We start from the raw sequence: 21,225 nt of genomic DNA, 5'->3' as shown, positions 1-21,225 counted from the left end.
CTTAAGGTTGTTTGAGGCTGGCGACGTTGGTCGCGGCAGCGCTCGGCATTACGTGAGCAGCGATGCCGCCAGCGAATACCTGGTTGCCCACGGCACGCAGGCTGATCACTTGGTAGCGCTGGTCGACAGTGACCTTGACCACCGAGCCGCCGACGGCGCTCGGCAGGGTAACCTGATGCTCACCTTTTTTCAGGCGCAGACGCACCACTTGGGTGTTGTCCGGCAGGGTGCGCCATGTACGGGTATCGGCACCTTCGAGCACTGCTGAAGAAATACCCACAGCGAGACCGGCCAGCGGATTGGTTTCGTTGATCTGCTTCTGCGCCACGCCTTTGGTGATCGCGCGCACGGTGGTGCGCACGATGATCCCCGGCATGTCATCGCGCAGGGCGCGGCGGGACATGGCGGTGGTGCTGTTCAGCGCGGTCAGGTCGACCTGCTTGCCGTCGACGCCGATCTGCGCAAAAGGCGCGGTGGAGGTGTCCGGCTTGATGATCGGGAACGACAGCGGGGTGATCACCACGTTGTTGGAAATCGGCAGCGGCAGCGGTACGCGAATCGAGTCGCGGGCCGGGGCCAGACCGCTCTGCACGACGATGAGAATGTCGCTGTCATCGGATTTGGAAGGCTTGTCGAGGTTGACCAGCGCCTGCTCGAGCAGCGGCGTGTTCGGGCGCAATTCGGCAGCCTTGCGATAACCCGGCGCGGCCAGATCCTTCTCGCCCAGGGCTTCGTAAACGAAACCGGCCAGGTAATGGCTGAACGCACTCTGGTAGCTGTTTTTCAGGCCGACCACTTCCGGTGCGTCGAGGCTGGCCACCGGATAACCCTGCAAATCCTTGTACTGGGTCTTGATGCCTTCTTTCTCGGCCTGTTCTTCGCTCTTGAGGTATTCCTTGTCGCGCAGGTCGGCGATCACCGCTTCGCGTTCGTGGGTCTTTTTGATCGCCGTGCGGGCGCCATCGAAATCGTTGACAGCCAACAGGTTCAGGGCCATCTGCGTGGTCAGCATGACTTTTTCGTAGTCATAGCCTTCGTAGCGACGCACCTTGTCGTTGACGATGAAGCTGCCGAACTGTGCCAGGTACTTGGCCGAGTCGAGCTTGACCGCGTCTTCCCACTGACCGACCACCTGATCTGCGCTGCCCCAGGCGTTCTGGCTGCCTGACAGGTCGCCCTTGGCGCGCAGCAGTTCGCCTTTCTCGAAGTAATAGAGCAGGTCTTTGTCGGTACCGGTGTTGTTCTTTTCCAGCAGGGTCAGCGCGGCGTCGACGTTGCCGGAAGCCAGTTGCTGATTGGTCTGGGCCAGTTCGGAATCGTAGTTGCGAAACGCTGCGCAGCCGGACAACAGCGTGACAGCGCTGAGCGCGAGCAGCATGGGAGCGCGGAATGCCATGGGTACTTCTTCCCTGAGTAACAAAACTTGCAGCCGCGTGTGCTGGTCGGGCTGGTGTGACCTATCGACGGCGGCGCTGGCCTCCTGCCAATTCCTCATGCGTGAGGAGCTTTTGATGCCGGCTCGCTGGGCGAGGGCGCGGCATTATAAACGTGGCGTGACGGCTATGTAATAGCTTTTTGGGTGCATTTTCAGATGCGGTGCCATCACTTCTCCGCAGAAGCGGGTTTATCCGACGCGGGTTTTTGATTCGGTACAAAGGCTGATCCGACGGTATAGACCTGATCCCGGAATACCCGCAGGTGCAGAATCTGGCGGTCCTGGTCAACGCGCAATTGAAAAGGGTGGTCGATGGACGCAGGCGCAAAACGGAAGGTATGCAGGCCTTTCTTCAAGCGCAGGCGGGCGACCAGCGTCTTGTCCGGCAACGCTCGCCATGTGCGGGTGTCGGCTTCTTCGAACGGATCATGCTGAGTGACGATCAACGAGGCTTTCGCCGGGTTGCGCTCGTTTTCCTGCGCTTGACCGATGGCGGCCATGTTGGCGCGGAACATCGCCCGCGAGATGATTTGCGGCATGTCGTCGCGCAGTGTGCGCATGGACATGTCAGTCACGCTGTTGATCACTACCAACGGCTGTTTGCGACCGTCTACGGTGATATGGCTGAAGTTGGGCGTGACCGCGTCCGGCACCATCACCGGGAATGAAATGGGCGCGATGATGACCAGCGTTTCGTTCAGACGAACCGGGATCGGCACTTGCACTGAGCTGCGAGCCGGAGCCAGTCCACTCTGGATAATCAGCAACACATCGCTTTCATCAGCTTTCGCTGGCGATTTGTCGAGATTGCGCAGGGCCTTTTGCAGCAAGGGCATGTCCGGCCGCAGTTCGATCGCCTGACGATAACCGGCCGCCGCGAGGGCGCGCTCGCCGAGGGATTCATAGGTGAATCCGGCCAGATAGTGGCTGAACGCACTTTGGTAGCCGTTTTTCAGCTCAACGACCTGCGGCGCATCAAGCAAGGCGACCGGGTAGCCTTCCAGTTCTTTGTAATGGAGAATTTTGCCCTGAGCTTTTGCCTGTTCCTCGGCCGCTTCGTATTGCTTTTCACGCTGGCGGGCGATCAATGCTTCGCGTTCGTGGGTTTTCCTGATGTCTGCGCGGGCGCCGGCAAAGTCATTGACGGATAGCTGGTTCAAGGCCATTTGCGTAGTCAACATGACCTTTTCGTAATCGTAGCCTTCATAGCGCCGCAGCTTGTCGTTGACCAGCATCGTGCCCATTTCATCACCGAAACGCGCCAGTAATTTCATCGCGCCGGACGGGTTGGCTTCCTCGCGCTGGAAGATCATCCGGTCGGCATTGCGCCAAGCGTCCTGGCTGTCGGGCAGGGCACTGCCAGCGCTGAGGATCGCGCCTTTTTCCAGGTAATACAGCAGATCCTTGTCTTCCCACGGGTTGTTCATTTCCACCAGTGCCAGAGCCCCGGTCAGATTGCCCCGGGTCATTTGCTCGGTGGTCTGCTGCATTTCAAGATCGTAGTTGCGATAGGCGGCACAACCGCTCAACTGAACAGCGACGCAAAGCAGCAAAACGAACGGAAGACTCCGCATTGAGGTTGATTCCTTGCGCGCAAATGCTCTGGGGCGGGCAGTATAGAGTGGATGGTGGCAAATGGCTGTGATCTTGATCGAACGTGTCGAGGCTCAATCGGCAGCAGATAGTGCGGCAATGCTCGGCGACAAACGCTGCTGCCGTCTGCCGGGTATTTCCTGCCAATCAAAGCGAAACGCCGACAAAGCTTGAGAGAAATGTCTTCGAAGTGAACAATATGTAACTTCGCATTTCCATTTGAGATTCGTTCATGACTGCCTCGTCCCGATTGCTGGCCTGGCTGCTGTTCCCGTTATTGTCCCTGAGCAGCCTGCCGCTGCTGGCCGATACCGTGGAAGGCGCGCCGCAAGCGTTGCACCTGCTCGATTACATCAGTGCCGATTACCCGCCAACGGTCGCGGCAGGCAAAGTCATCGACGATGGCGAATATCGCGAGCAGCTGGAATTCACCCAGGTTCTGCAAGGCTTGATCACTGCATTACCGGCCAAACCGGAAAAAGCCGCGCTGGAACAGGGCGTCGAATCTTTGCACGCCGCCATCACTGCGAAGCAGGACGGTGCTGATGTCGCCCGCCAAGCCCGACAGCTGGGGGCGAAACTGGCGGTGGCTTATGAAGTCAGTCAGGCACCGATCATCACTCCAGACCCGACACGCGGCGCGCCTTTGTATGCGCAGAACTGCTCGGTGTGCCACGGCGAGACTGGCGCTGGCGACGGCCCGGCCGGCGTCGGTCTGACCCCTGCGCCAGCCAACCTGCGCGATGCTGCGCGCATGGATCACCTGAGCCTGTACGCGATCTACAGCACCCTTGGCCAAGGTGTCGAAGGCACCGACATGCCGGCGTTCGCCGATCAGCTCGATGATCGCCAGCGCTGGGATCTGGCCACCTACATCGCCGGCTTCAGTGCCGATGCGGCGGCCGCCAAGTCCGACAAGGTCTACAACATCGCCGACCTGGCCCGGCAGACCCCGGCCGAGGTGCAGGCTGCCGAGGGCGCAGAGGTCGCGGCAACGTTCCGTGCCCAGCGCGCACAACCGCCGCAGGTCAAGCGTGGTCCGGCGCAGTTGCTTGATTACACTGCCGCCACGCTGGACAAGAGCCTCGCGGCCTACCGCGCCGGGGAACATGATCAGGCCTATGACCTGTCGGTGGCGGCGTATCTGGAAGGCTTCGAACTGGTCGAAAGCTCGCTGGACAACGTCGATGCCAACGTGCGCAAGGACACCGAAAAATCGTTGATGGCGTATCGGCAGTCATTGCAGGATGGTCTGCCGGTCGAGCAGGCCGAGCAGCGTCTTGACGCGGCCAAAGCCAAACTCAAGGAATCCGCCGGCCTGCTGGGCAGCGATGGTCTGAGCTGGTCGCTGAGCTTCATCTCCGGCCTGCTGATTCTGCTGCGCGAAGGCCTGGAAGCGATTCTGGTGCTGGCGGCGATCCTCGCTTTCTTGCGCAACACCGGTCAGCAGTCAGCGGTGCGCAGTGTCAACGTTGGCTGGGGCCTGGCGTTGCTGGCGGGCTTGGGCACCTGGGCGCTGGCGGCGTATGTGATCGACGTCAGCGGTTCGCAGCGTGAGTTGCTGGAAGGCGCCACTGCGCTGTTTGCCAGCGTCATGGTGTTGTGGCTCGGCGTGTGGATGCATGACCGCCGTCATGCGGCGGCCTGGCAGGATTACATCAAAAGCAGTCTGGTCGGCGGCGGGGGTCGCTTCGGTTTTGCGATCCTGGCGTTCTTCTCGGTCTATCGCGAATTGTTTGAGGTGATTCTGTTCTACGAAACCCTGTGGCTGCAGGCCGGGCCTGCCGGGCACAACGCCGTGCTGGCCGGCGGTGCGACGGCGCTGGTGCTGCTGGTCGGTCTGGCCTGGGTGATCCTGCGCGGCTCGGCGAAACTGCCGCTGACGCTGTTCTTCAGCATCAACGCCGCGCTGTTGTGCGCGTTGTCGGTGGTGTTTGCCGGGCATGGCGTCAAGGCCTTGCAGGAAGCCGGGATCTTCGGCACACGGCCGGTGGCGTTCTTTGAATTCGACTGGCTGGGAATCCATGCCGATGCCTATTCGCTGACCGCGCAGGTGGTGGCGATTGTGGCGATTGTTGTGCTGTATGGTCGCAGTTGGGTGGCGGAGAAGCGTCGGGTTTCGGCTGCATAAAGGCATTCGCTGCGCTCATATTCGCGAGCAGGCTCGCTCCCACAGGTTCGGTATGTATCCTGTGGGAGCGAGCCTGCTCGCGAATTTTTTGGAGGCAAGAACATGCGTGTATGGATCGATGCCGACGCCTGTCCACGGGCGGCGAAGGATCTGGTGGTGAAGTTCGCACTCAAGCGCCAGTTCGAAGTGGTGCTGGTGGCCGGGCAGCCGCAGACAAAGCCGGGGCTGGCCATCGTCAAACTGATCGTGGTGCCGAGCGGGCCGGATGCGGCGGATGATTATCTGGTCGAGCACGCCGTGCCGGGCGAGCTGGTGATCTGCAGCGATATTCCGCTGGCCGATCGGCTGGTCAAGAAGGGCGTGGCGGCACTGGATCCGCGCGGCAAGGAGTTCGATGCGCAGAACATGGGCGAGCGGCTGGCGGTGCGGAATCTGTTTACCGATCTGAGGGAGCAGGGCCAGATGAGCGGCGGCCCGGCGCCGTTTGGCGAGCGTGAAAAGCAGGCGTTTGCCAATGCGCTGGATCGGATTCTCACCCGGCTCACCCGCAAGCCCTGAGTCTTGCACAATCCCTGTGGGAGCGAGCCTGCTCGCAAAATCTGTGTGTCATACAACCTGATGTTGGCTGATACAACGCATTCGCGAGCAGGCTCGCTCCCACATTTGGTTTCATGTAAGGCGAGGGATCAAGCGTCGTTTTCGTGGGTCAGTTCGAGCACGCGGTCGACCAGTTTGTTGATCCCCGAAGCCGCTTCACTGATGGTCTGCGCCAGCATGTACGCCGGGGTGGTGACCAGTTTGCGCGCCTTGTCTTCGACGATTTCGGTGACGGCGCACTCTTCGTGGGTGGCGCCCATCTTGTTCATGGCCGCAGCGGTGTCGGCGTCATTGCCGATGGTGCAGGTCACGCCCGGGCCATAGATTTTCGCCGCCAGCGCCGGGGAGATGCAGATCAGCCCGACCGGTTTGCCCGCTTCGGCAAATGCTTCGGCCAGGGCCAGCACTTCAGGTTGCACGGTGCAGCCGGCGCCTTCGATGGCGAAGTTCGACAGGTTCTTTGCCGCGCCGAAACCGCCGGGCACGATCAGTGCGTCGAAATCCTCGACATCGGCGTCGCGGATATCCTTGACGTTGCCCCGGGCAATCCGCGCCGATTCCACCAGTACGTTGCGCGATTCCGGCATTTCTTCGCCGGTCAGGTGGTTGATCACATGCAATTGCGCGATGTTTGGCGCGAAGCACTGCACCTGTGCGCCGCGCTGGTCGAGGCGCAGCAGGGTGATGACACTTTCCTGGATTTCGGCGCCGTCGTACACGCCACTGCCGGACAGGATCACTGCAACTTTTTTGCTCATGGGCTTCTCTCCAGATTCATGGCGCTCAATGTCCCTCAAATCGTCGCGCGTGGCCATAGGGGCATGGCTGACGCGCGCGGGGGCAGAGCGCTCTCTCAATGGATCGCAACGGCGGCGGGGTGTTCATTATTTGCCTGGGCTGCGCGTGGCAGTCGCCAGCGAATGGCTTATTCGGCTGGCGTTTTCGGCCCGGCAGGAGAGGTCGCTTCTGCCTGGCGCAACTGCTCTGCCTCGGCGGCCTTGGCGAGCTGCTCGTCCTGACAGATTTTCTTCGCCAGTTGCGCATTCTTGAAGCGGCGCCGCAGCCACAGGCCCAGGCCGAGGATCAGCAAGGCGCCGAGCACCCACAGCTCGTACTTCTTGATGCTGCCGAGCATGCCTTCCAGCACTGCGCCGAAGTGGTAAGCCGCCGCAGCCAGGGCGGTGGCCCAGATCGCCGCGCCGATGCCGTTGAGCAGCAAGTAACGTCCCGGTGGATAACCGGACAGGCCGATCGCCACCGGCATCACGGTGCGCAGGCCATAAACGAAGCGGAAGCTCAGGACCCAGATGTCCGGATGTTTGCGGATGTGCTCCAGCGCGCGGTCGCCCATCATCTGCCAGCGCGGTTTACGCGCGAGCAATTTGCGCCCGTGCTTGCGCCCCAGGAAGTACCACAGCTGATCGCCGGCATAACTGCCGAAAAACGCCACGACCACCACCAGGTTGATGTCCATGTATCCACGGAACGCAAGGAAGCCTGCGAGCACCAGAATGGTTTCGCCTTCGAAGAACGTGCCGAGGAACAAGGCAAAGTAGCCAAAGTCGTGCAGAAATTGTTGGAGCATTGTCTGGGTGCTGGCGAAATGAACGCGCAGCCTAACCCTTCGGGCACATTCATGAAAGTGTCCAAATGTGTCTCGACGTGAACATTTCCTACATCGACAATGTATTGCGGCTACCTGTCACAGAGCACACATAACTGTCATCTGTTAGTCATAATGGCCGTCTATAACTGTCACGCTCGCCCGTTTGCCCGGGCTTAGGAGTCTGCCGTGAGCTTTACCCCCGCCAATCGTCTGTTCCCAGCCACTCGTCTGCGCCGCAATCGTCGTGATGATTTTTCGCGGCGGCTGGTGCGTGAAAACGTATTGACGGTCGATGATCTGATCCTGCCGGTGTTCGTGCTCGACGGTGAAAACCGCCGCGAAGCCGTGGCCTCGATGCCGGGCGTCGAGCGACTGACCATTGATCTGCTGCTTGAAGAAGCGGCGAAATGGGTCGAGCTGGGCATTCCGGCGCTGGCGCTGTTCCCGGTCACGCCGGCTGAACTGAAATCCCTCGATGCTGCCGAAGCGTGGAATCCCGAAGGCATCGCCCAGCGCGCCACTCGCGCCCTGCGTGAGCGGTTCCCGGAGCTGGGCGTGATCACTGACGTGGCGCTGGACCCGTTCACCACCCACGGTCAGGACGGCATTCTCGACGAAGACGGCTACGTGCAGAACGACATCACCGTCGATGCGCTGGTGCGTCAGGCGCTGTCCCACGCCGAAGCCGGCGCGCAGGTGGTGGCGCCATCGGACATGATGGACGGCCGCATCCAGGCGATTCGTGAGGCGCTGGAAATTGCCGGCCACGTCAACGTGCGCATCATGGCCTACTCGGCCAAATACGCCAGCGCCTACTACGGCCCTTTCCGCGATGCCGTGGGTTCTGCGTCGAACCTCGGCAAGGCCAACAAGGCCTCTTATCAGATGGACCCGGCCAACAGTGACGAAGCGCTGCACGAAGTCGGTGCCGACTTGTCCGAAGGTGCGGACATGGTCATGGTCAAACCGGGCATGCCCTACCTGGACATTCTTTTTCGCGTCAAAGATGCCTTCAAGGTGCCGACCTTCGTCTATCAGGTCAGTGGCGAATACGCCATGCACATGGCCGCTATCCAGAATGGCTGGTTGAGCGAAGCGGTGATCCTTGAGTCACTGACCGCCTTTAAACGTGCCGGTGCAGATGGCATCCTGACTTACTTTGCCGTTCGTGCCGCTCAATTGTTACGAGAGCAGAAATAGCCCTCCCAGGAACATTCCATGAATACCGAAGGACTCACTGAAGTTGCCGTAAAAGAAGCTCAGCCGGTGGTCGAGCAAATCACCGAAACCCCGCCGGAACTGGAGCCTGCGCCACCCGCGCCGGTTGCCGAAACCGCTGTGGCGGTGCCGGCGATCGCCATTCCCGGCCTGGATGACAGCAGCCTGTACATCCACCGCGAGCTTTCGCAATTGCAGTTCAACATCCGCGTGCTGGAACAGGCGCTGGACGAGTCCTACCCGTTGCTGGAGCGGCTGAAGTTCCTGCTGATCTTCTCCAGCAACCTCGACGAATTCTTCGAAATCCGCGTCGCCGGGCTGAAGAAGCAGATCACTTTTGCCCGCGAGCAGGCAGGCGCTGACGGCTTGCAGCCGCATCAGGCGTTGGCGCGGATCAGCGAACTGGTTCACGGTCACGTTGACCGCCAGTACGCGATCCTCAATGACATCCTCCTGCCGGAGCTGGAAAAGCATCAGGTGCGCTTCATCCGTCGGCGCAACTGGACGACCAAGCTCAAGACCTGGGTCCGCCGCTATTTCCGCGACGAGATCGCGCCGATCATCACCCCGATCGGCCTCGACCCGACGCACCCGTTCCCGCTGCTGGTGAACAAGAGCCTGAACTTCATCGTCGAGCTCGAAGGCATCGACGCCTTCGGTCGCGATTCCGGTCTGGCGATCATCCCGGCGCCGCGCCTGCTGCCACGGATCATCAAGGTCCCGGAAGAAGTCGGCGGTGCCGGCGACAACTATGTGTTCCTGTCGTCGATGATCCACGCCCACGCCGATGACCTGTTCCAGGGCATGAAGGTCAAAGGCTGCTACCAGTTCCGTCTGACCCGAAATGCCGACCTGGCGCTCGATTCCGAAGACGTCGAAGACTTGGCCCGCGCTCTGCGTGGCGAGTTGTTCTCGCGGCGCTACGGTGACGCGGTGCGTCTGGAAGTCGCCGACACTTGCCCGAAACACCTCTCGGACTACCTGCTCAAGCAGTTCAACCTGAGCGAGACCGAGCTGTATCAGGTCAACGGCCCGGTCAACCTGACGCGCCTGTTCAGCATCACCGGTCTGGACAGCCATCCGGAGCTGCAATACACGCCGTTCACCCCGCAGATCCCGAAACTGCTGCAAAACAGCGAAAACATCTTCAGCGTGGTCAGCAAGCAGGACATCCTCCTGCTGCACCCGTTCGAGTCGTTCACGCCGGTGGTCGACCTGCTGCGTCAGGCCGCGAAAGACCCGCATGTGTTGGCCGTACGGCAAACGCTGTACCGCTCCGGCGCCAACTCCGAGATCGTCGATGCGCTGGTCGACGCCGCGCGTAACGGCAAGGAGGTCACGGCGGTGATCGAGCTGCGTGCGCGCTTCGACGAAGAATCCAACCTGCAACTGGCCAGCCGTCTGCAAGCGGCCGGTGCGGTGGTGATCTACGGCGTGGTCGGCTTCAAGACCCACGCCAAGATGATGCTGATCCTGCGCCGTGAGGCTGGCGAGATCGTCCGTTATGCGCATCTCGGTACCGGCAACTACCACGCCGGTAACGCCAAGCTTTACACCGACTACAGCCTGCTCACCTCCGACGACGCCTTGTGCGAGGACGTCGGCAAACTGTTCAGCCAGTTGATCGGCATGGGCAAGACGCTGCGCATGAAAAAGTTGCTGCATGCGCCGTTCACCCTGAAGAAGGGCATGCTCGACATGATTGCCCGCGAAACCCAGTTCGCCCTCGAAGGCAAACCGGCGCACATCATCGCCAAGTTCAACTCGCTGACCGATCCGAAGATCATCCGTGCGCTGTACAAGGCCAGCCAGTCCGGCGTGCGCATCGATCTGGTGGTGCGCGGCATGTGCTGCCTGCGTCCGGGCATCGCCGGGGTTTCGCACAACATTCATGTGCGCTCGATCATTGGCCGCTTCCTTGAGCACACGCGGGTTTTCTACTTCCTCAACGGCGGCGACGAGCAGATGTTCCTTTCCAGCGCCGACTGGATGGAGCGCAACCTCGACAAGCGCGTCGAGACCTGCTTCCCGGTGGAAGGCAAGAAGCTGCTGACCCGCGTCAAGAAGGAGCTGGAGCTGTACCTGACCGACAACACCCACAGCTGGAGTCTGCAGTCGGACGGCCGCTACATCCGCAACACACCCACCGGCAACCAGAACCCGCGCAGTGCCCAGGCGACGTTGCTGGAGCGGTTGGGCAGCCCGATATTGCCTGTCAGCAGTTGACTGTCAGCCCAATAAAAAAGGCGATCCCTCGGGATCGCCTTTTTTGTACCTACACTGATTCCGACCTGTGGCGAGGGGATTTATCCCCGTTGGGCGCGAAGCGACCCCTTGACTCAGAATCGGGCCTGCTGCGCAGGCCAGCGGGGATAAATCCCCTCGCCACAATCAGTGTCAGTGCACCGTGAGGACAATTCCAACCCGCGTCAGCCAATCCGCTTCGAGGCCGAAATCCGCTTGGGTCAGCTGATTTTCATCCAGCCAGTTCTCCGGGAATTCCACATCGAGATGATCGCCACTCGCATGCAGCGCCACCTGCGGCATCACCTGTGTCCCGCGAATGTGGTGGAACAGAATGGCAAAGCGCAGCAGCACGCACAGGCGAATCAGCTTGATGCCGTCATCGCCGAATTCGGCGAACTTGTCCTTGGGAATATTGCGCCGGTGCCCGCGCACCAATAGCGCGAGCATCTGCTGATCCTCGCGGGAGAAGCCGGCCAGATCGGAGTGTTCGATCAGGTAGGCGCCATGCTTGTGGTAGTGATAGTGCGCGATGTCGAGGCCGACTTCGTGCACTTTCGCCGCCCAGCCGAGCAGTTCGCGCCAGATGCCGTCATCCAGTTCCCAGTCCACGGCGACCTGATCGAAGGCGTGCAGGGCCTTGCGTTCGACCCGCGCTGCCTGTTCCAGGTCGACGTGATAGCGCTCCATCAGCGAGGTCAGGGTGCGTTCGCGCACGTCTTCATGGTGATGGCGGCCGAGCAGGTCGTAGAGCACGCCTTCCCGCAGCGCGCCTTCACAATGATCCATACGTTGCAGTTCGAGGGCGTCGAAGATCGCTTCGAGAATCGCCAGGCCCGCCGGGAAGATCGCGCGGCGGTCAGGCTTGATGCCTTCGAAATCGATCTTGTCGGCGTCGCCCAGCTTGAACAGCTTGCGCTTGAGCCATGCCAGACCTTCTGCGTTGACCTCGCCGCTGCCGTGGCCGCCGGCCTTCAGGGCCAGGCCGATGGCGCGAATCGTACCGGAGGAGCCGATGGCTTCATCCCAGGTCAGGCGATGCAGGGCGTGCTCGATGCTCATGATTTCCAGGCGCGCCGCCGTGTAGGCCTGGGCGTAGCGGGCCGGGGTGATCTTGCCGTCCTTGAAGTAGCGCTGGGTGAAACTCACGCAGCCCATTTGCAGGCTTTCGCGCAGCAACGGCTCGAAGCGCTGGCCGATGATGAATTCGGTACTGCCGCCGCCGATGTCGGCGACCAAACGTTTGCCTGGGGTGTCGGCGAGTGTGTGCGAAACGCCGAGATAGATCAGGCGCGCTTCTTCACGGCCGGAGATGACTTCAACCGTGTGGCCGAGGATTTCCTCGGCGCGGCGGATGAATTCGCCACGGTTGCGCGCTTCACGCAGGGCGTTGGTGCCGACGATGCGCACGGCGCCGAGCGGCATACCGTTGATCAGTTGGGCAAAGCGCTTGAGGCAATCGAGGCCGCGCTGCATCGATTCTTCGTTGAGCTGGCGCGCGTCGTCGATGCCGGCGGCCAGTTGCACCTTCTCGCCGAGGCGCTCGAGGATGCGGATTTCGCCGTTCTGGGCCTTGGCCACGACCATGTGAAAGCTGTTGGAGCCCAGGTCGATTGCGGCGATCAGGGACAGATTCTTGGCTTGGGATTGCGGCATGGTCAGGGGGTCTCGGTCGATAACCCCGACATCGTGCCACGATCAAACGCTGGCGCCAACGCGCATGGTTCAAACCTGATCGTTCCTACGCTCTGCGTGGGAACGATCAGGATGAGGCTGCTTCAGGCTGTCGCTTCCACCGTGCCAATAAAGTTCGCCAGCTCCGCCGTCTGCGGATTGGCAAACAACACCTTTGGATCGCCCACCTCATGCACCTTGCCATGGTGCATGAACACCAGTTTGTCGCCGACTTCCCGGGCAAAGCGCATCTCGTGGGTGACCATGATCAGCGTCATGCCTTCCTTGGCCAATTGCCGCACCACGCTGAGCACTTCATTGACCAGCTCAGGGTCCAGCGCCGAGGTGATTTCATCGCACAGCAGCACCTTCGGCGACATCGCCAAAGCCCGGGCGATCGCCACCCGTTGCTGCTGACCACCGGACAAACGGTCCGGGAAGGCACCGAATTTCTCCCCGAGCCCGACTCGCTCGAGCATTTCGCGCGCCAGTTCGGCTGCCTTGGCCTTGGGTACTTTCTGCACCACTTGCGGCGCGAGCATGACGTTTTCGCCGACGGTCAGGTGCGGGAACAGGTTGAACTGCTGGAAGACCATGCCGACCTTCTGTCGCAGGCTGCGCAGATCAGCGCGGGCGGCGTCGAGGTATTCGCCGTCGACTTCGATCACGCCATCGTTGATCGATTCCAGGCCGTTGAGCGTGCGCAACAGGGTCGATTTGCCCGAGCCGCTGCGGCCGATGATCGCCACGACCTGGCCTTCCTCGACGCTGAGATCGATGCCTTTGAGTACGTGGTGATCGCCGTAGTATTTATGCAGGGCGGAAATTCTAAGCAGAGGCATGCAGTCTCCTTTCCAGGTAGCGCGCACTGAGGGACAAGGGGTAGCAGAGCAGGAAGTAGCCGAGGGCGACGAGGCCGTAGACCATGAACGGTTCGAACGTGGCATTGGCGAGCATGCCGCCGGTCTTGGTCAGTTCGGTGAAGCCGATGATCGAGGTCACCGCTGTGCCTTTGACCACTTGCACCGAGAAGCCCACGGTCGGCGCCACGGCGATGCGCAGCGCTTGCGGCAGGATCACGTAGCGCAACTGCTCAAGCGGATTGAGCGCCAGGCTCGACGAGGCTTCCCACTGACCGTGGGGAATGGCCTCGACGCAACCGCGCCAGATCTCCGCCAGATAGGCGCTGGTGAACAAGGTCAAAGCGATCGCCGCGGCCATCCACGGCGAAATCTCGATGCCGGCCAGCGCCACGCCGAAGAACACCAGAAACAGTTGCATCAACAGTGGCGTGCCCTGAAACAGCTCGATCCAGGTGCGGGCGATGCTGCTTGGCAGCGTGTTCTTGGAGATGCGCATCACCAGAATCAGCAGGCCGACGAGGCCGCCGCCAATGAACGCCACCAGTGACAGCGCCAGGGTCCATTGCAGGCCGGTGAGCAGGTTGCGCAGGATGTCCCAGAAAGTGAAATCGCTCATTGGCTGCTCCTCGCAATGAACCGACGCCCGAACCAGTTGAGCAACTGGCGGATCAGCAGCGCCATGCACAGATAGATCAGGGTGGTCAGCGCATAGGTTTCAAAGGCGCGGAAGTTGCGCGACTGAATGAAGTTGGCGGCGAAGCTCAATTCTTCCGTGGCGATCTGCGAACACACCGCCGAACCGAGCATGACGATGATGATCTGGCTGCTCAGCGCCGGCCAGACCTTGCCCAGCGCGGGCAGCAGGACGACGTGGCGGAACGCTTCGAAGCGCGTCATCGCCAGTGCCGCAGCCGCTTCCAGTTGCCCGCGCGGAATCGCCTGGATGCCGGCGCGGATGATCTCGGTCGAATAGGCGCCAAGGTTGATCACCATCGCCAGCACTGCCGCCTGCCACTCGGAAATCTGCACGCCGAGCGACGGCAGGCCGAAGAAGATGAAGAACAGTTGCACCAGAAACGGCGTGTTGCGGATCAACTCGACGTAGACGCCGAAGATCGCTGAGAACGGGCGGATCTGCCACGCTCGCACCAGCGCGCCGACAATGCCCACGCCGACCCCGAGCAGCGCGCCGATGGCGGTCAGCTCCAGCGTGAACAGCGCGCCGCGCAGCAGCAGGTCGGTGTTTTCTACCACCGGCATAAAATCGAACTGATAAGCCATGAACGTCTCCCGCGCAGTCGATCAGAGATCGGCCGGCAGCGGCTCTTTCAGCCAGGTCTGCGAATTCTTTTCCAGTGCGCCGTCAGCCTTGGCGGTGTTGAGGATGTCGTTGACCTTGGCCAGCAACGCCGCTTCGTTCTTGTTCACGCCCACATAGACCGGGGAATCCTTGAGCTTCACTTTCAGTGCCGGTACGCGCTTGGGGTTTTTCTCGCTGATGGCCACCATCACCACGTTGCCGCTGGCGATCAGATCGACCTGGCCTGCCAGGTAAGCGGCGATGGTCGAGTTGTTGTCTTCGAAACGTTTGATGATCACGCCTTCGGGGGCGACTTTGCTCAGCTCGATGTCTTCGATGGCGCCCCGGGTGACGCTGATGGTCTTGCCCTTGAGGTCGTCGAGGCTGGTGATCGCGGCGTCTGGCGGACCGAACACGGCGAGGTAGAACGGCGCATAGGCGCGGGAGAAGTCGATGACTTTCTCACGCTCGGCGTTTTTGCCGAGGCTGGAGATCACCAGATCGACTTTGCCGGTGGTGAGGAACGGGATGCGGTTGGTGCTGTTGACCGGGGTCAGTTCGAGTTTGACCTTGAGTTGGTCAGCGAGCAGCTTCGCCGTGTCGATATCCAGGCCGCGCGGCTTCATGTCCGGGCCGACCGAGCCGAACGGCGGGAAGTCCTGGGGCACGGCGACTTTCAGCGTGCCGCGTTTGACCACGTCGTCCAGACCGTCGGCGTGAGCGGGGGCCTGGCACAGCAGCAGGCCGGCAAACAGGGAAGCGAGGAGGGCGCTGTAACGCTGGGTCATGGACAATCTCCGGATCGGCGGGAAGTGGTTGCTGCGATCGGACAGAGCATGGGCCGTGCCAACAGGCGGATTTCGCCCCGGCAGGCCGCAGTAGCAGCAGCTTCGTTCGGTCTTACTGGTCTGAACAGTCAACTCGGTTTTCGCACTGCGATGGCGCATCGGCTGCAAGTGCCGAACCCCGCTGGGGCACGACTTGCCGGACTCGACGAATAGCTTTACAACTAGCCGCACCTTGGCCCTGACGCGTCCGCACATCATGAATTCGATCTCCCGCGCCGTACCCGAAGTGGCGCTGCAAGCGATCCGCAAACTGATCACCGAACAGGGCTTCGGTGCCGGCGACGCGTTGCCTTCGCAACGGGATCTGGCGCTGCAACTGGGCGTCAGTCGGGCATCGTTGCGTGAAGCGCTGTCGTCGCTCAGTGCACTGGGCGTGGTCAGCATTCAGCCGGGCAAGGGCGTGTTCGTGCAGTCGCCGGTCGAATTGTCGCGCGGCGACAACGCGCCAGGCTGGTCGTTTGCGGCGCAGGCATCGCCGCTGGATATCTTTCAATTGCGCTATGCGCTCGAAGGGTTTGCAGCAGGTTTGGCGGCAGTGACGTTGAGCACGTTCGATCTGGATGCGCTGGAAGACAACGTTGCGGCCATGCGCGAGCAATTGAAGCTCGGCGACTTTGAGGCAGCGGCGAAACTCGACTTCGAATTTCACCGGCGCATCCTTCTCGCCAGCGGCAATCAGGCGATGCTGAGCATCCTCACCGCCAGCGCCGAGATCTTTCTCGAGAGCCAGAAACTGCCGTTCATCCGCGCCGAGCGCGCCATGGAAACCTGGCAGGAACACCGCAAGATCCTCCGCGCACTGGCGCGCCGCGCCTCGGCGGCGGCGCAGAAAGCCATGCAGGAACACGTGCGCAACGCCGCCCTGCGCACCGGAATCGCCTTCATCGCTCCCGCCACGGCGTGAGTTGAGCTATACCCAAACTCATCAAGGGCCATAGCAACACTCAATCATCTGCGGCTTCCTGAACAAGGGAAGGGCGGCTATGATGGGCCACGTTTTTTTGCTTACAACCTGGAGAATTCCATGAGCAGCGATCTGATCAAACACGTTAGCGACGCTAGCTTCGAAGCCGACGTACTCAAGGCCGAAGGCGCTGTCCTGGTCGACTACTGGGCTGAATGGTGCGGCCCTTGCAAAATGATCGCACCGGTTCTGGACGAGATTGCCGAGACTTACAAAGGCAAGCTGACCGTCGCCAAACTGAACATCGACGAAAACCAGGAAACCCCGGCCAAGCATGGCGTGCGTGGTATCCCGACGCTGATGCTGTTCAAGAACGGCAACGTTGAAGCGACCAAGGTCGGCGCACTGTCGAAGTCGCAGCTGGCGGCTTTCCTCGACGCCAACATCTGAGCGTCGCAGTAAAACGCTGAAAAAAAGCCCCGCAAATCGCGGGGCTTTTTGCGTATTCAGGGCTAGACGCTCCGAAACTCAGGTGGTACATTCGGCCCCGCACTGGTTTCTCCAATGCCCCCTGCTAGCCGTCGCCGACGCACTCCTTTTCGAATTAGTTCGCGATCCTGTCGCCTTCTCCGCGGCGCGGCCTCATTAAGCCAAAAGCTTAATTTCCCCCCCTCCATAAATGATTACGTCATTCCTATATGAATCTGACTGAACTCAAGCAAAAGCCGATTACCGAACTGCTCGAATTGGCCGAACAGATGGGCATAGAAAATATGGCCCGTTCGCGCAAGCAGGACGTGATTTTCTCCCTGCTGAAAAAGCACGCGAAAAGCGGCGAGGAAATCTCCGGTGATGGCGTGCTGGAGATTCTCCAGGACGGCTTCGGCTTCCTGCGCTCCGCAGACGCTTCCTACCTCGCCGGCCCTGACGACATCTACGTCTCGCCGAGCCAGATCCGCCGCTTCAACTTGCGCACCGGTGACACCATCGTTGGCAAGATCCGCCCTCCGAAGGAAGGCGAGCGGTACTTCGCCCTGCTCAAGGTCGACACGATCAACTTCGATCGTCCGGAGAACGCGAAAAACAAGATTCTCTTCGAGAACCTGACGCCGCTGTTCCCGACGGTGCGCATGAAGATGGAAGCCGGCAACGGTTCCACCGAAGACCTCACCGGTCGCGTGATCGACCTGTGTGCACCGATCGGCAAAGGCCAGCGTGGTCTGATCGTCGCACCGCCGAAAGCCGGTAAAACGATCATGCTGCAGAACATCGCAGCGAACATCGCCCGTAACAATCCTGAAGTTCACCTGATCGTGCTGTTGATCGACGAGCGTCCGGAAGAAGTGACCGAAATGCAGCGCACCGTGCGCGGCGAAGTGGTTGCCTCGACCTTCGACGAGCCGCCGACCCGTCACGTGCAGGTTGCTGAAATGGTGATCGAGAAGGCCAAGCGTCTGGTCGAACACAAGAAAGACGTGGTGATCCTGCTCGACTCCATCACCCGTCTGGCCCGTGCCTACAACACCGTGATCCCGAGCTCCGGCAAGGTATTGACCGGTGGTGTCGATGCCCACGCCCTCGAGAAGCCGAAGCGTTTCTTCGGTGCCGCGCGTAACATCGAAGAAGGCGGCTCGCTGACCATTATCGCCACCGCGCTGGTTGAAACCGGCTCGAAGATGGACGAAGTGATCTACGAAGAGTTCAAGGGTACCGGCAACATGGAGCTGCCTCTGGATCGCAAGATCGCCGAGAAGCGTGTGTTCCCGGCCATCAACATCAACCGCTCCGGCACCCGCCGCGAAGAGTTGCTGACCGCCGACGACGAACTGCAGCGCATGTGGATTCTGCGCAAGCTGCTGCACCCGATGGACGAAGTCGCCGCCATCGAGTTCCTGGTCGACAAGCTGAAAACGACCAAGACCAACGACGAGTTCTTCTTGTCGATGAAACGCAAGTAATACGCTGGCGTTTCAACAAAGGACGCTCCCGAGAGGGGGCGTTTTTTTTGCCCCGAAAAATCTCGCGCCCGTCACGGATATCTGTTGATGGGCCGATATTGCGGCGTCGGCAGCGCACTCCCGAGTTCGAGGCCTGCGCCTTCGCCGCAGCGCGGGGGCCACAATCGAGCAATGACGGGCTGCTGTTTGCTCCTCAGAGCAGGTAGGATGTACGCCTATTTTGAGGGTGCCATCGTCAATGAAATTCAAGGATCTCAGGGATTTCGTGCAGCAGCTTGAGCAGCGCGGAGAGTTGAAACGCATCCAGATTCCCGTCTCGCCGGTGCTGGAGATGACTGAGGTGTGCGACCGCACGTTGCGGGCCAAAGGCCCGGCACTGCTGTTCGAGAAGCCTACCGGTTACGACATTCCGGTGCTCGGCAACCTGTTCGGCACCCCCGAGCGCGTGGCCATGGGCATGGGCGCCGAGTCGGTCAGCGAGCTGCGCGAAATCGGCAAGCTGCTGGCCTTCCTCAAGGAGCCGGAGCCGCCGAAGGGCTTGAAGGACGCGTGGTCGAAACTGCCGATCTTCCGCAAGATCATTTCGATGGCGCCGAAAGTCGTCAAAGACGCGGTATGCCAGGATGTGGTCATCGAAGGCGACGATGTCGATCTGGCGATGTTGCCGGTGCAGACCTGCTGGCCAGGCGACGTCGGCCCGCTGATCACTTGGGGCCTGACGGTCACCAAAGGCCCGAACAAGGAACGCCAGAACCTCGGTATCTACCGCCAGCAAGTGATCGGCCGCAACAAGGTGATCATGCGCTGGCTCAGCCATCGTGGCGGCGCTCTCGACTTCCGCGAGTGGTGCGAGAAGCACCCGGGCCAGCCGTTCCCGGTGTCCGTGGCCCTTGGCGCCGATCCGGCGACGATTCTCGGTGCCGTGACGCCGGTGCCGGACAGCCTCTCCGAATATGCTTTCGCAGGGCTCTTGCGCGGCAACCGTACCGAACTGGTCAAGTGCCGTGGCAACGATCTGCAAGTACCGGCCACCGCCGAAATCATCCTTGAAGGCGTGATTCATCCGGGCGAAATGGCCGACGAAGGCCCTTATGGCGACCACACCGGTTACTACAACGAAGTCGACAGCTTCCCGGTGTTCACCGTCGAGCGCATCACCCACCGGATCAAGCCGATCTATCACAGCACCTACACCGGCCGTCCGCCGGATGAGCCGGCGATTCTCGGCGTGGCGCTGAACGAAGTGTTCGTGCCGATCCTGCAGAAGCAGTTCCCGGAAATCACCGACTTCTACCTGCCGCCGGAAGGCTGCTCGTACCGCATGGCCGTGGTGACGATGAAGAAGTCGTATCCGGGGCATGCCAAGCGCGTGATGCTCGGTGTCTGGTCGTTTTTGCGACAGTTCATGTACACCAAGTTCGTTATCGTCACTGACGACGATATCAACGCCCGCGACTGGAACGACGTGATCTGGGCTATCACCACGCGCATGGATCCCAAGCGCGATACGGTGATGATCGATAACACGCCGATCGACTACCTCGACTTCGCCTCGCCGATCTCCGGCCTGGGCTCGAAAATGGGCCTGGATGCCACCCACAAGTGGCCGGGCGAAACCACTCGCGAGTGGGGCCGCGTGATCGTCAAGGACGACGCCGTCACCCAACGGATCGATGCCATCTGGAATCAGTTAGGAATAGATTGATGCGTGTAACCCTGCAGCCTTCCGGAGCAGTGCTCGAGATACAGCCCGGTGAGCGGATTCTCGACGGTGCGCGGCGCCTGGGCTATGACTGCCCGCAAAGCTGCCGCAACGGCAATTGCCACGTGTGTGCAGCGCTGCTGGTGGAGGGCCGCGTCGAGCAGGCCGGCAAAGTCCACGACCATGGCGAGTTCTACACCTGCATCGCCGCACCGCTGGAAGACTGCGTGCTGTTGTGGGATGGCGTGCTCGCACTCGGTGAATTGCCGGTGCGCAGCCTATCGTGTCAGGTCATCGAGTGCCGCGAGGTCGGCGGCGACACCTGGCGCGTGCGTCTGCGTGCACCGGCGGGCAAGCCGCCGCGCTATCACGCCGGGCAATATTTGATGATCGAGCGTGAGAACGGCGAGAAATCGGCGTTCTCCATGGCTTCGGCGCCCCACGGCGGACGTGATCTGGAAATCCATGTGCTGGCGCGCGAAACCAGTGCGTTGAGCCTGATCGAGCAGCTGCAACGCAACCCGCTGGTGCGTGTCGAGCTGCCGTTCGGTGACACACATCTTGCGGAACTACCCGACGGTCCGCTGGTGTTGATCGCCGCCGGCACCGGCATGGGCCAGATTCACAGCCTGATCGAACATTGCCGCGCCGAAGGCTTCAAGCATCCAGTGCATCTGTATTGGGGCGTACGCCGTCCAGAAGACTTTTATCAGATCGAGCACTGGGACGAATGGCTGAAGCTGCCCAATCTGTTCCTGCACAAAGTGGTCAGCGACCAGTGCGGCTGGGAAGGGCGCTGCGGGATGTTGCACGAAGCGGTTTGCGAGGATTTCCCCGATCTGAAGCCGCTGCATGTCTATGCCAGCGGTTCGCCGGCGATGGTTTACGGCACGCTGGACGCGCTGGTCGAGGCGGGGATGGATGCGCATCAGATGCGCGCTGATGTGTTCGCCTACGCGCCGCGCTCCTGAGACTTATAACTTGGTATATAGCCGATCGGTATTTACCTTAAACAGTAAATATCGCTAGGTTATATATGAATCAGGCAATTAATCAGTGGCACTTAATTTGCCTTAAAACATATGTGCCTTATTGTTACAACGGTGCGTTCTATTAAGTAATTCTTCACCCGCGGGGAGCTGAACGCTATTC

Annotated in this window: 18 protein-coding genes; 9 read left to right on the top strand and 9 right to left on the bottom strand. The window is 60.9% G+C overall.

The features are described from left to right. Position 1: 1 nt before the first annotated feature. Positions 2-1,396 carry a COG3014 family protein gene (locus KVG87_RS05600; protein ID WP_056791673.1) on the bottom strand — a complete coding sequence of 465 codons (1,395 nt, stop codon included), beginning with the start codon at positions 1,394-1,396 and terminating at the stop codon, positions 2-4. A 206-nt stretch (positions 1,397-1,602) separates the two neighbouring features. Further along, positions 1,603-3,009, bottom strand: a complete 1,407-nt coding sequence (locus KVG87_RS05595) for a COG3014 family protein (RefSeq protein ID WP_217849686.1) — start codon at positions 3,007-3,009, stop codon at positions 1,603-1,605. 251 nt (positions 3,010-3,260) lie between these two features. On the opposite strand from KVG87_RS05595, the gene KVG87_RS05590 reads away from it, so the two are divergent. Further along, positions 3,261-5,159, top strand: coding sequence for an FTR1 family protein (locus tag KVG87_RS05590; protein WP_217849684.1), 1,899 nt, complete (start codon positions 3,261-3,263; stop codon positions 5,157-5,159). A gap of 102 nt (positions 5,160-5,261) precedes the next feature. Continuing rightward, positions 5,262-5,717 (top strand): YaiI/YqxD family protein, encoded by a 456-nt coding sequence (locus tag KVG87_RS05585; protein WP_041476910.1) that lies wholly within the window; start codon positions 5,262-5,264, stop codon positions 5,715-5,717. Between the two features lie 128 nt (positions 5,718-5,845). On the opposite strand, the gene elbB is transcribed toward KVG87_RS05585, so the two are convergent. Both elbB and KVG87_RS05575 read right to left on the bottom strand, forming a co-directional pair. Continuing rightward, positions 5,846-6,514 (bottom strand): isoprenoid biosynthesis glyoxalase ElbB, encoded by a 669-nt coding sequence (gene elbB, locus KVG87_RS05580; protein ID WP_016772616.1) that lies wholly within the window; start codon positions 6,512-6,514, stop codon positions 5,846-5,848. A 167-nt stretch (positions 6,515-6,681) separates the two neighbouring features. Next, the gene (locus KVG87_RS05575) at positions 6,682-7,341 is read right to left on the bottom strand and encodes a DedA family protein (RefSeq protein WP_217849682.1); all 660 of its coding nucleotides are present in this window, start codon (positions 7,339-7,341) and stop codon (positions 6,682-6,684) included. 207 nt (positions 7,342-7,548) lie between these two features. Between KVG87_RS05575 and hemB the strand changes: the two genes are divergently transcribed. Both hemB and ppk1 read left to right on the top strand, forming a co-directional pair. After that, positions 7,549-8,562, top strand: coding sequence for a porphobilinogen synthase (gene hemB, locus KVG87_RS05570; RefSeq protein ID WP_076564508.1), 1,014 nt, complete (start codon positions 7,549-7,551; stop codon positions 8,560-8,562). An 18-nt stretch (positions 8,563-8,580) separates the two neighbouring features. After that, the gene (gene ppk1, locus KVG87_RS05565; protein WP_016772619.1) at positions 8,581-10,806 is read left to right on the top strand and encodes a polyphosphate kinase 1; all 2,226 of its coding nucleotides are present in this window, start codon (positions 8,581-8,583) and stop codon (positions 10,804-10,806) included. A 171-nt stretch (positions 10,807-10,977) separates the two neighbouring features. Here ppk1 and ppx read toward each other — a convergent pair whose 3' ends face one another. The 5 genes from ppx to KVG87_RS05540 all read right to left on the bottom strand — a co-directional run bounded on the left by ppx (position 10,978) and on the right by KVG87_RS05540 (position 15,449). Next, entirely contained in the window at positions 10,978-12,480 is a 1,503-nt protein-coding gene (gene ppx, locus KVG87_RS05560; RefSeq protein ID WP_217849680.1) for an exopolyphosphatase, read from the bottom strand. A 122-nt stretch (positions 12,481-12,602) separates the two neighbouring features. Then, positions 12,603-13,340 carry an amino acid ABC transporter ATP-binding protein gene (locus KVG87_RS05555; protein WP_217849677.1) on the bottom strand — a complete coding sequence of 246 codons (738 nt, stop codon included), beginning with the start codon at positions 13,338-13,340 and terminating at the stop codon, positions 12,603-12,605. Then, positions 13,327-13,977 (bottom strand): amino acid ABC transporter permease, encoded by a 651-nt coding sequence (locus tag KVG87_RS05550; protein WP_016772621.1) that lies wholly within the window; start codon positions 13,975-13,977, stop codon positions 13,327-13,329. Before KVG87_RS05550 ends, KVG87_RS05555 begins: the two co-directional genes overlap by 14 nt. Further along, positions 13,974-14,642, bottom strand: a complete 669-nt coding sequence (locus tag KVG87_RS05545; protein ID WP_024014752.1) for an amino acid ABC transporter permease — start codon at positions 14,640-14,642, stop codon at positions 13,974-13,976. Before KVG87_RS05545 ends, KVG87_RS05550 begins: the two co-directional genes overlap by 4 nt. A 21-nt stretch (positions 14,643-14,663) precedes the next feature. Further along, positions 14,664-15,449, bottom strand: coding sequence for a transporter substrate-binding domain-containing protein (locus KVG87_RS05540; RefSeq protein ID WP_217849676.1), 786 nt, complete (start codon positions 15,447-15,449; stop codon positions 14,664-14,666). A gap of 256 nt (positions 15,450-15,705) precedes the next feature. On the opposite strand from KVG87_RS05540, the gene KVG87_RS05535 reads away from it, so the two are divergent. The 5 genes from KVG87_RS05535 to KVG87_RS05515 all read left to right on the top strand — a co-directional run bounded on the left by KVG87_RS05535 (position 15,706) and on the right by KVG87_RS05515 (position 21,044). Next, positions 15,706-16,413 carry a FadR/GntR family transcriptional regulator gene (locus KVG87_RS05535; RefSeq protein WP_056791723.1) on the top strand — a complete coding sequence of 236 codons (708 nt, stop codon included), beginning with the start codon at positions 15,706-15,708 and terminating at the stop codon, positions 16,411-16,413. 120 nt (positions 16,414-16,533) lie between these two features. Further along, positions 16,534-16,863 (top strand): thioredoxin TrxA, encoded by a 330-nt coding sequence (trxA, locus tag KVG87_RS05530; protein ID WP_003206727.1) that lies wholly within the window; start codon positions 16,534-16,536, stop codon positions 16,861-16,863. Positions 16,864-17,111: 248 nt separating this feature from the next. After that, complete coding sequence (gene rho, locus KVG87_RS05525) at positions 17,112-18,371, top strand: transcription termination factor Rho (protein ID WP_003229334.1); 1,260 nt, start codon at positions 17,112-17,114, stop codon at positions 18,369-18,371. 238 nt (positions 18,372-18,609) lie between these two features. After that, positions 18,610-20,076 carry a 4-hydroxy-3-polyprenylbenzoate decarboxylase gene (gene ubiD / locus KVG87_RS05520; protein WP_217849674.1) on the top strand — a complete coding sequence of 489 codons (1,467 nt, stop codon included), beginning with the start codon at positions 18,610-18,612 and terminating at the stop codon, positions 20,074-20,076. Then, a complete protein-coding gene (locus KVG87_RS05515) occupies positions 20,076-21,044 on the top strand; it encodes a CDP-6-deoxy-delta-3,4-glucoseen reductase (protein ID WP_056791686.1) in 969 nt (322 codons plus the stop codon). The genes ubiD and KVG87_RS05515 overlap by 1 nt, the downstream gene beginning before the upstream one ends. The last annotated feature ends 181 nt before the right edge of the window (positions 21,045-21,225 follow it).

The organism is Pseudomonas siliginis (assembly GCF_019145195.1).
Classification (GTDB): domain Bacteria; phylum Pseudomonadota; class Gammaproteobacteria; order Pseudomonadales; family Pseudomonadaceae; genus Aquipseudomonas; species Aquipseudomonas siliginis.
This window is presented reverse-complemented; position numbering and strand designations above follow the sequence as displayed.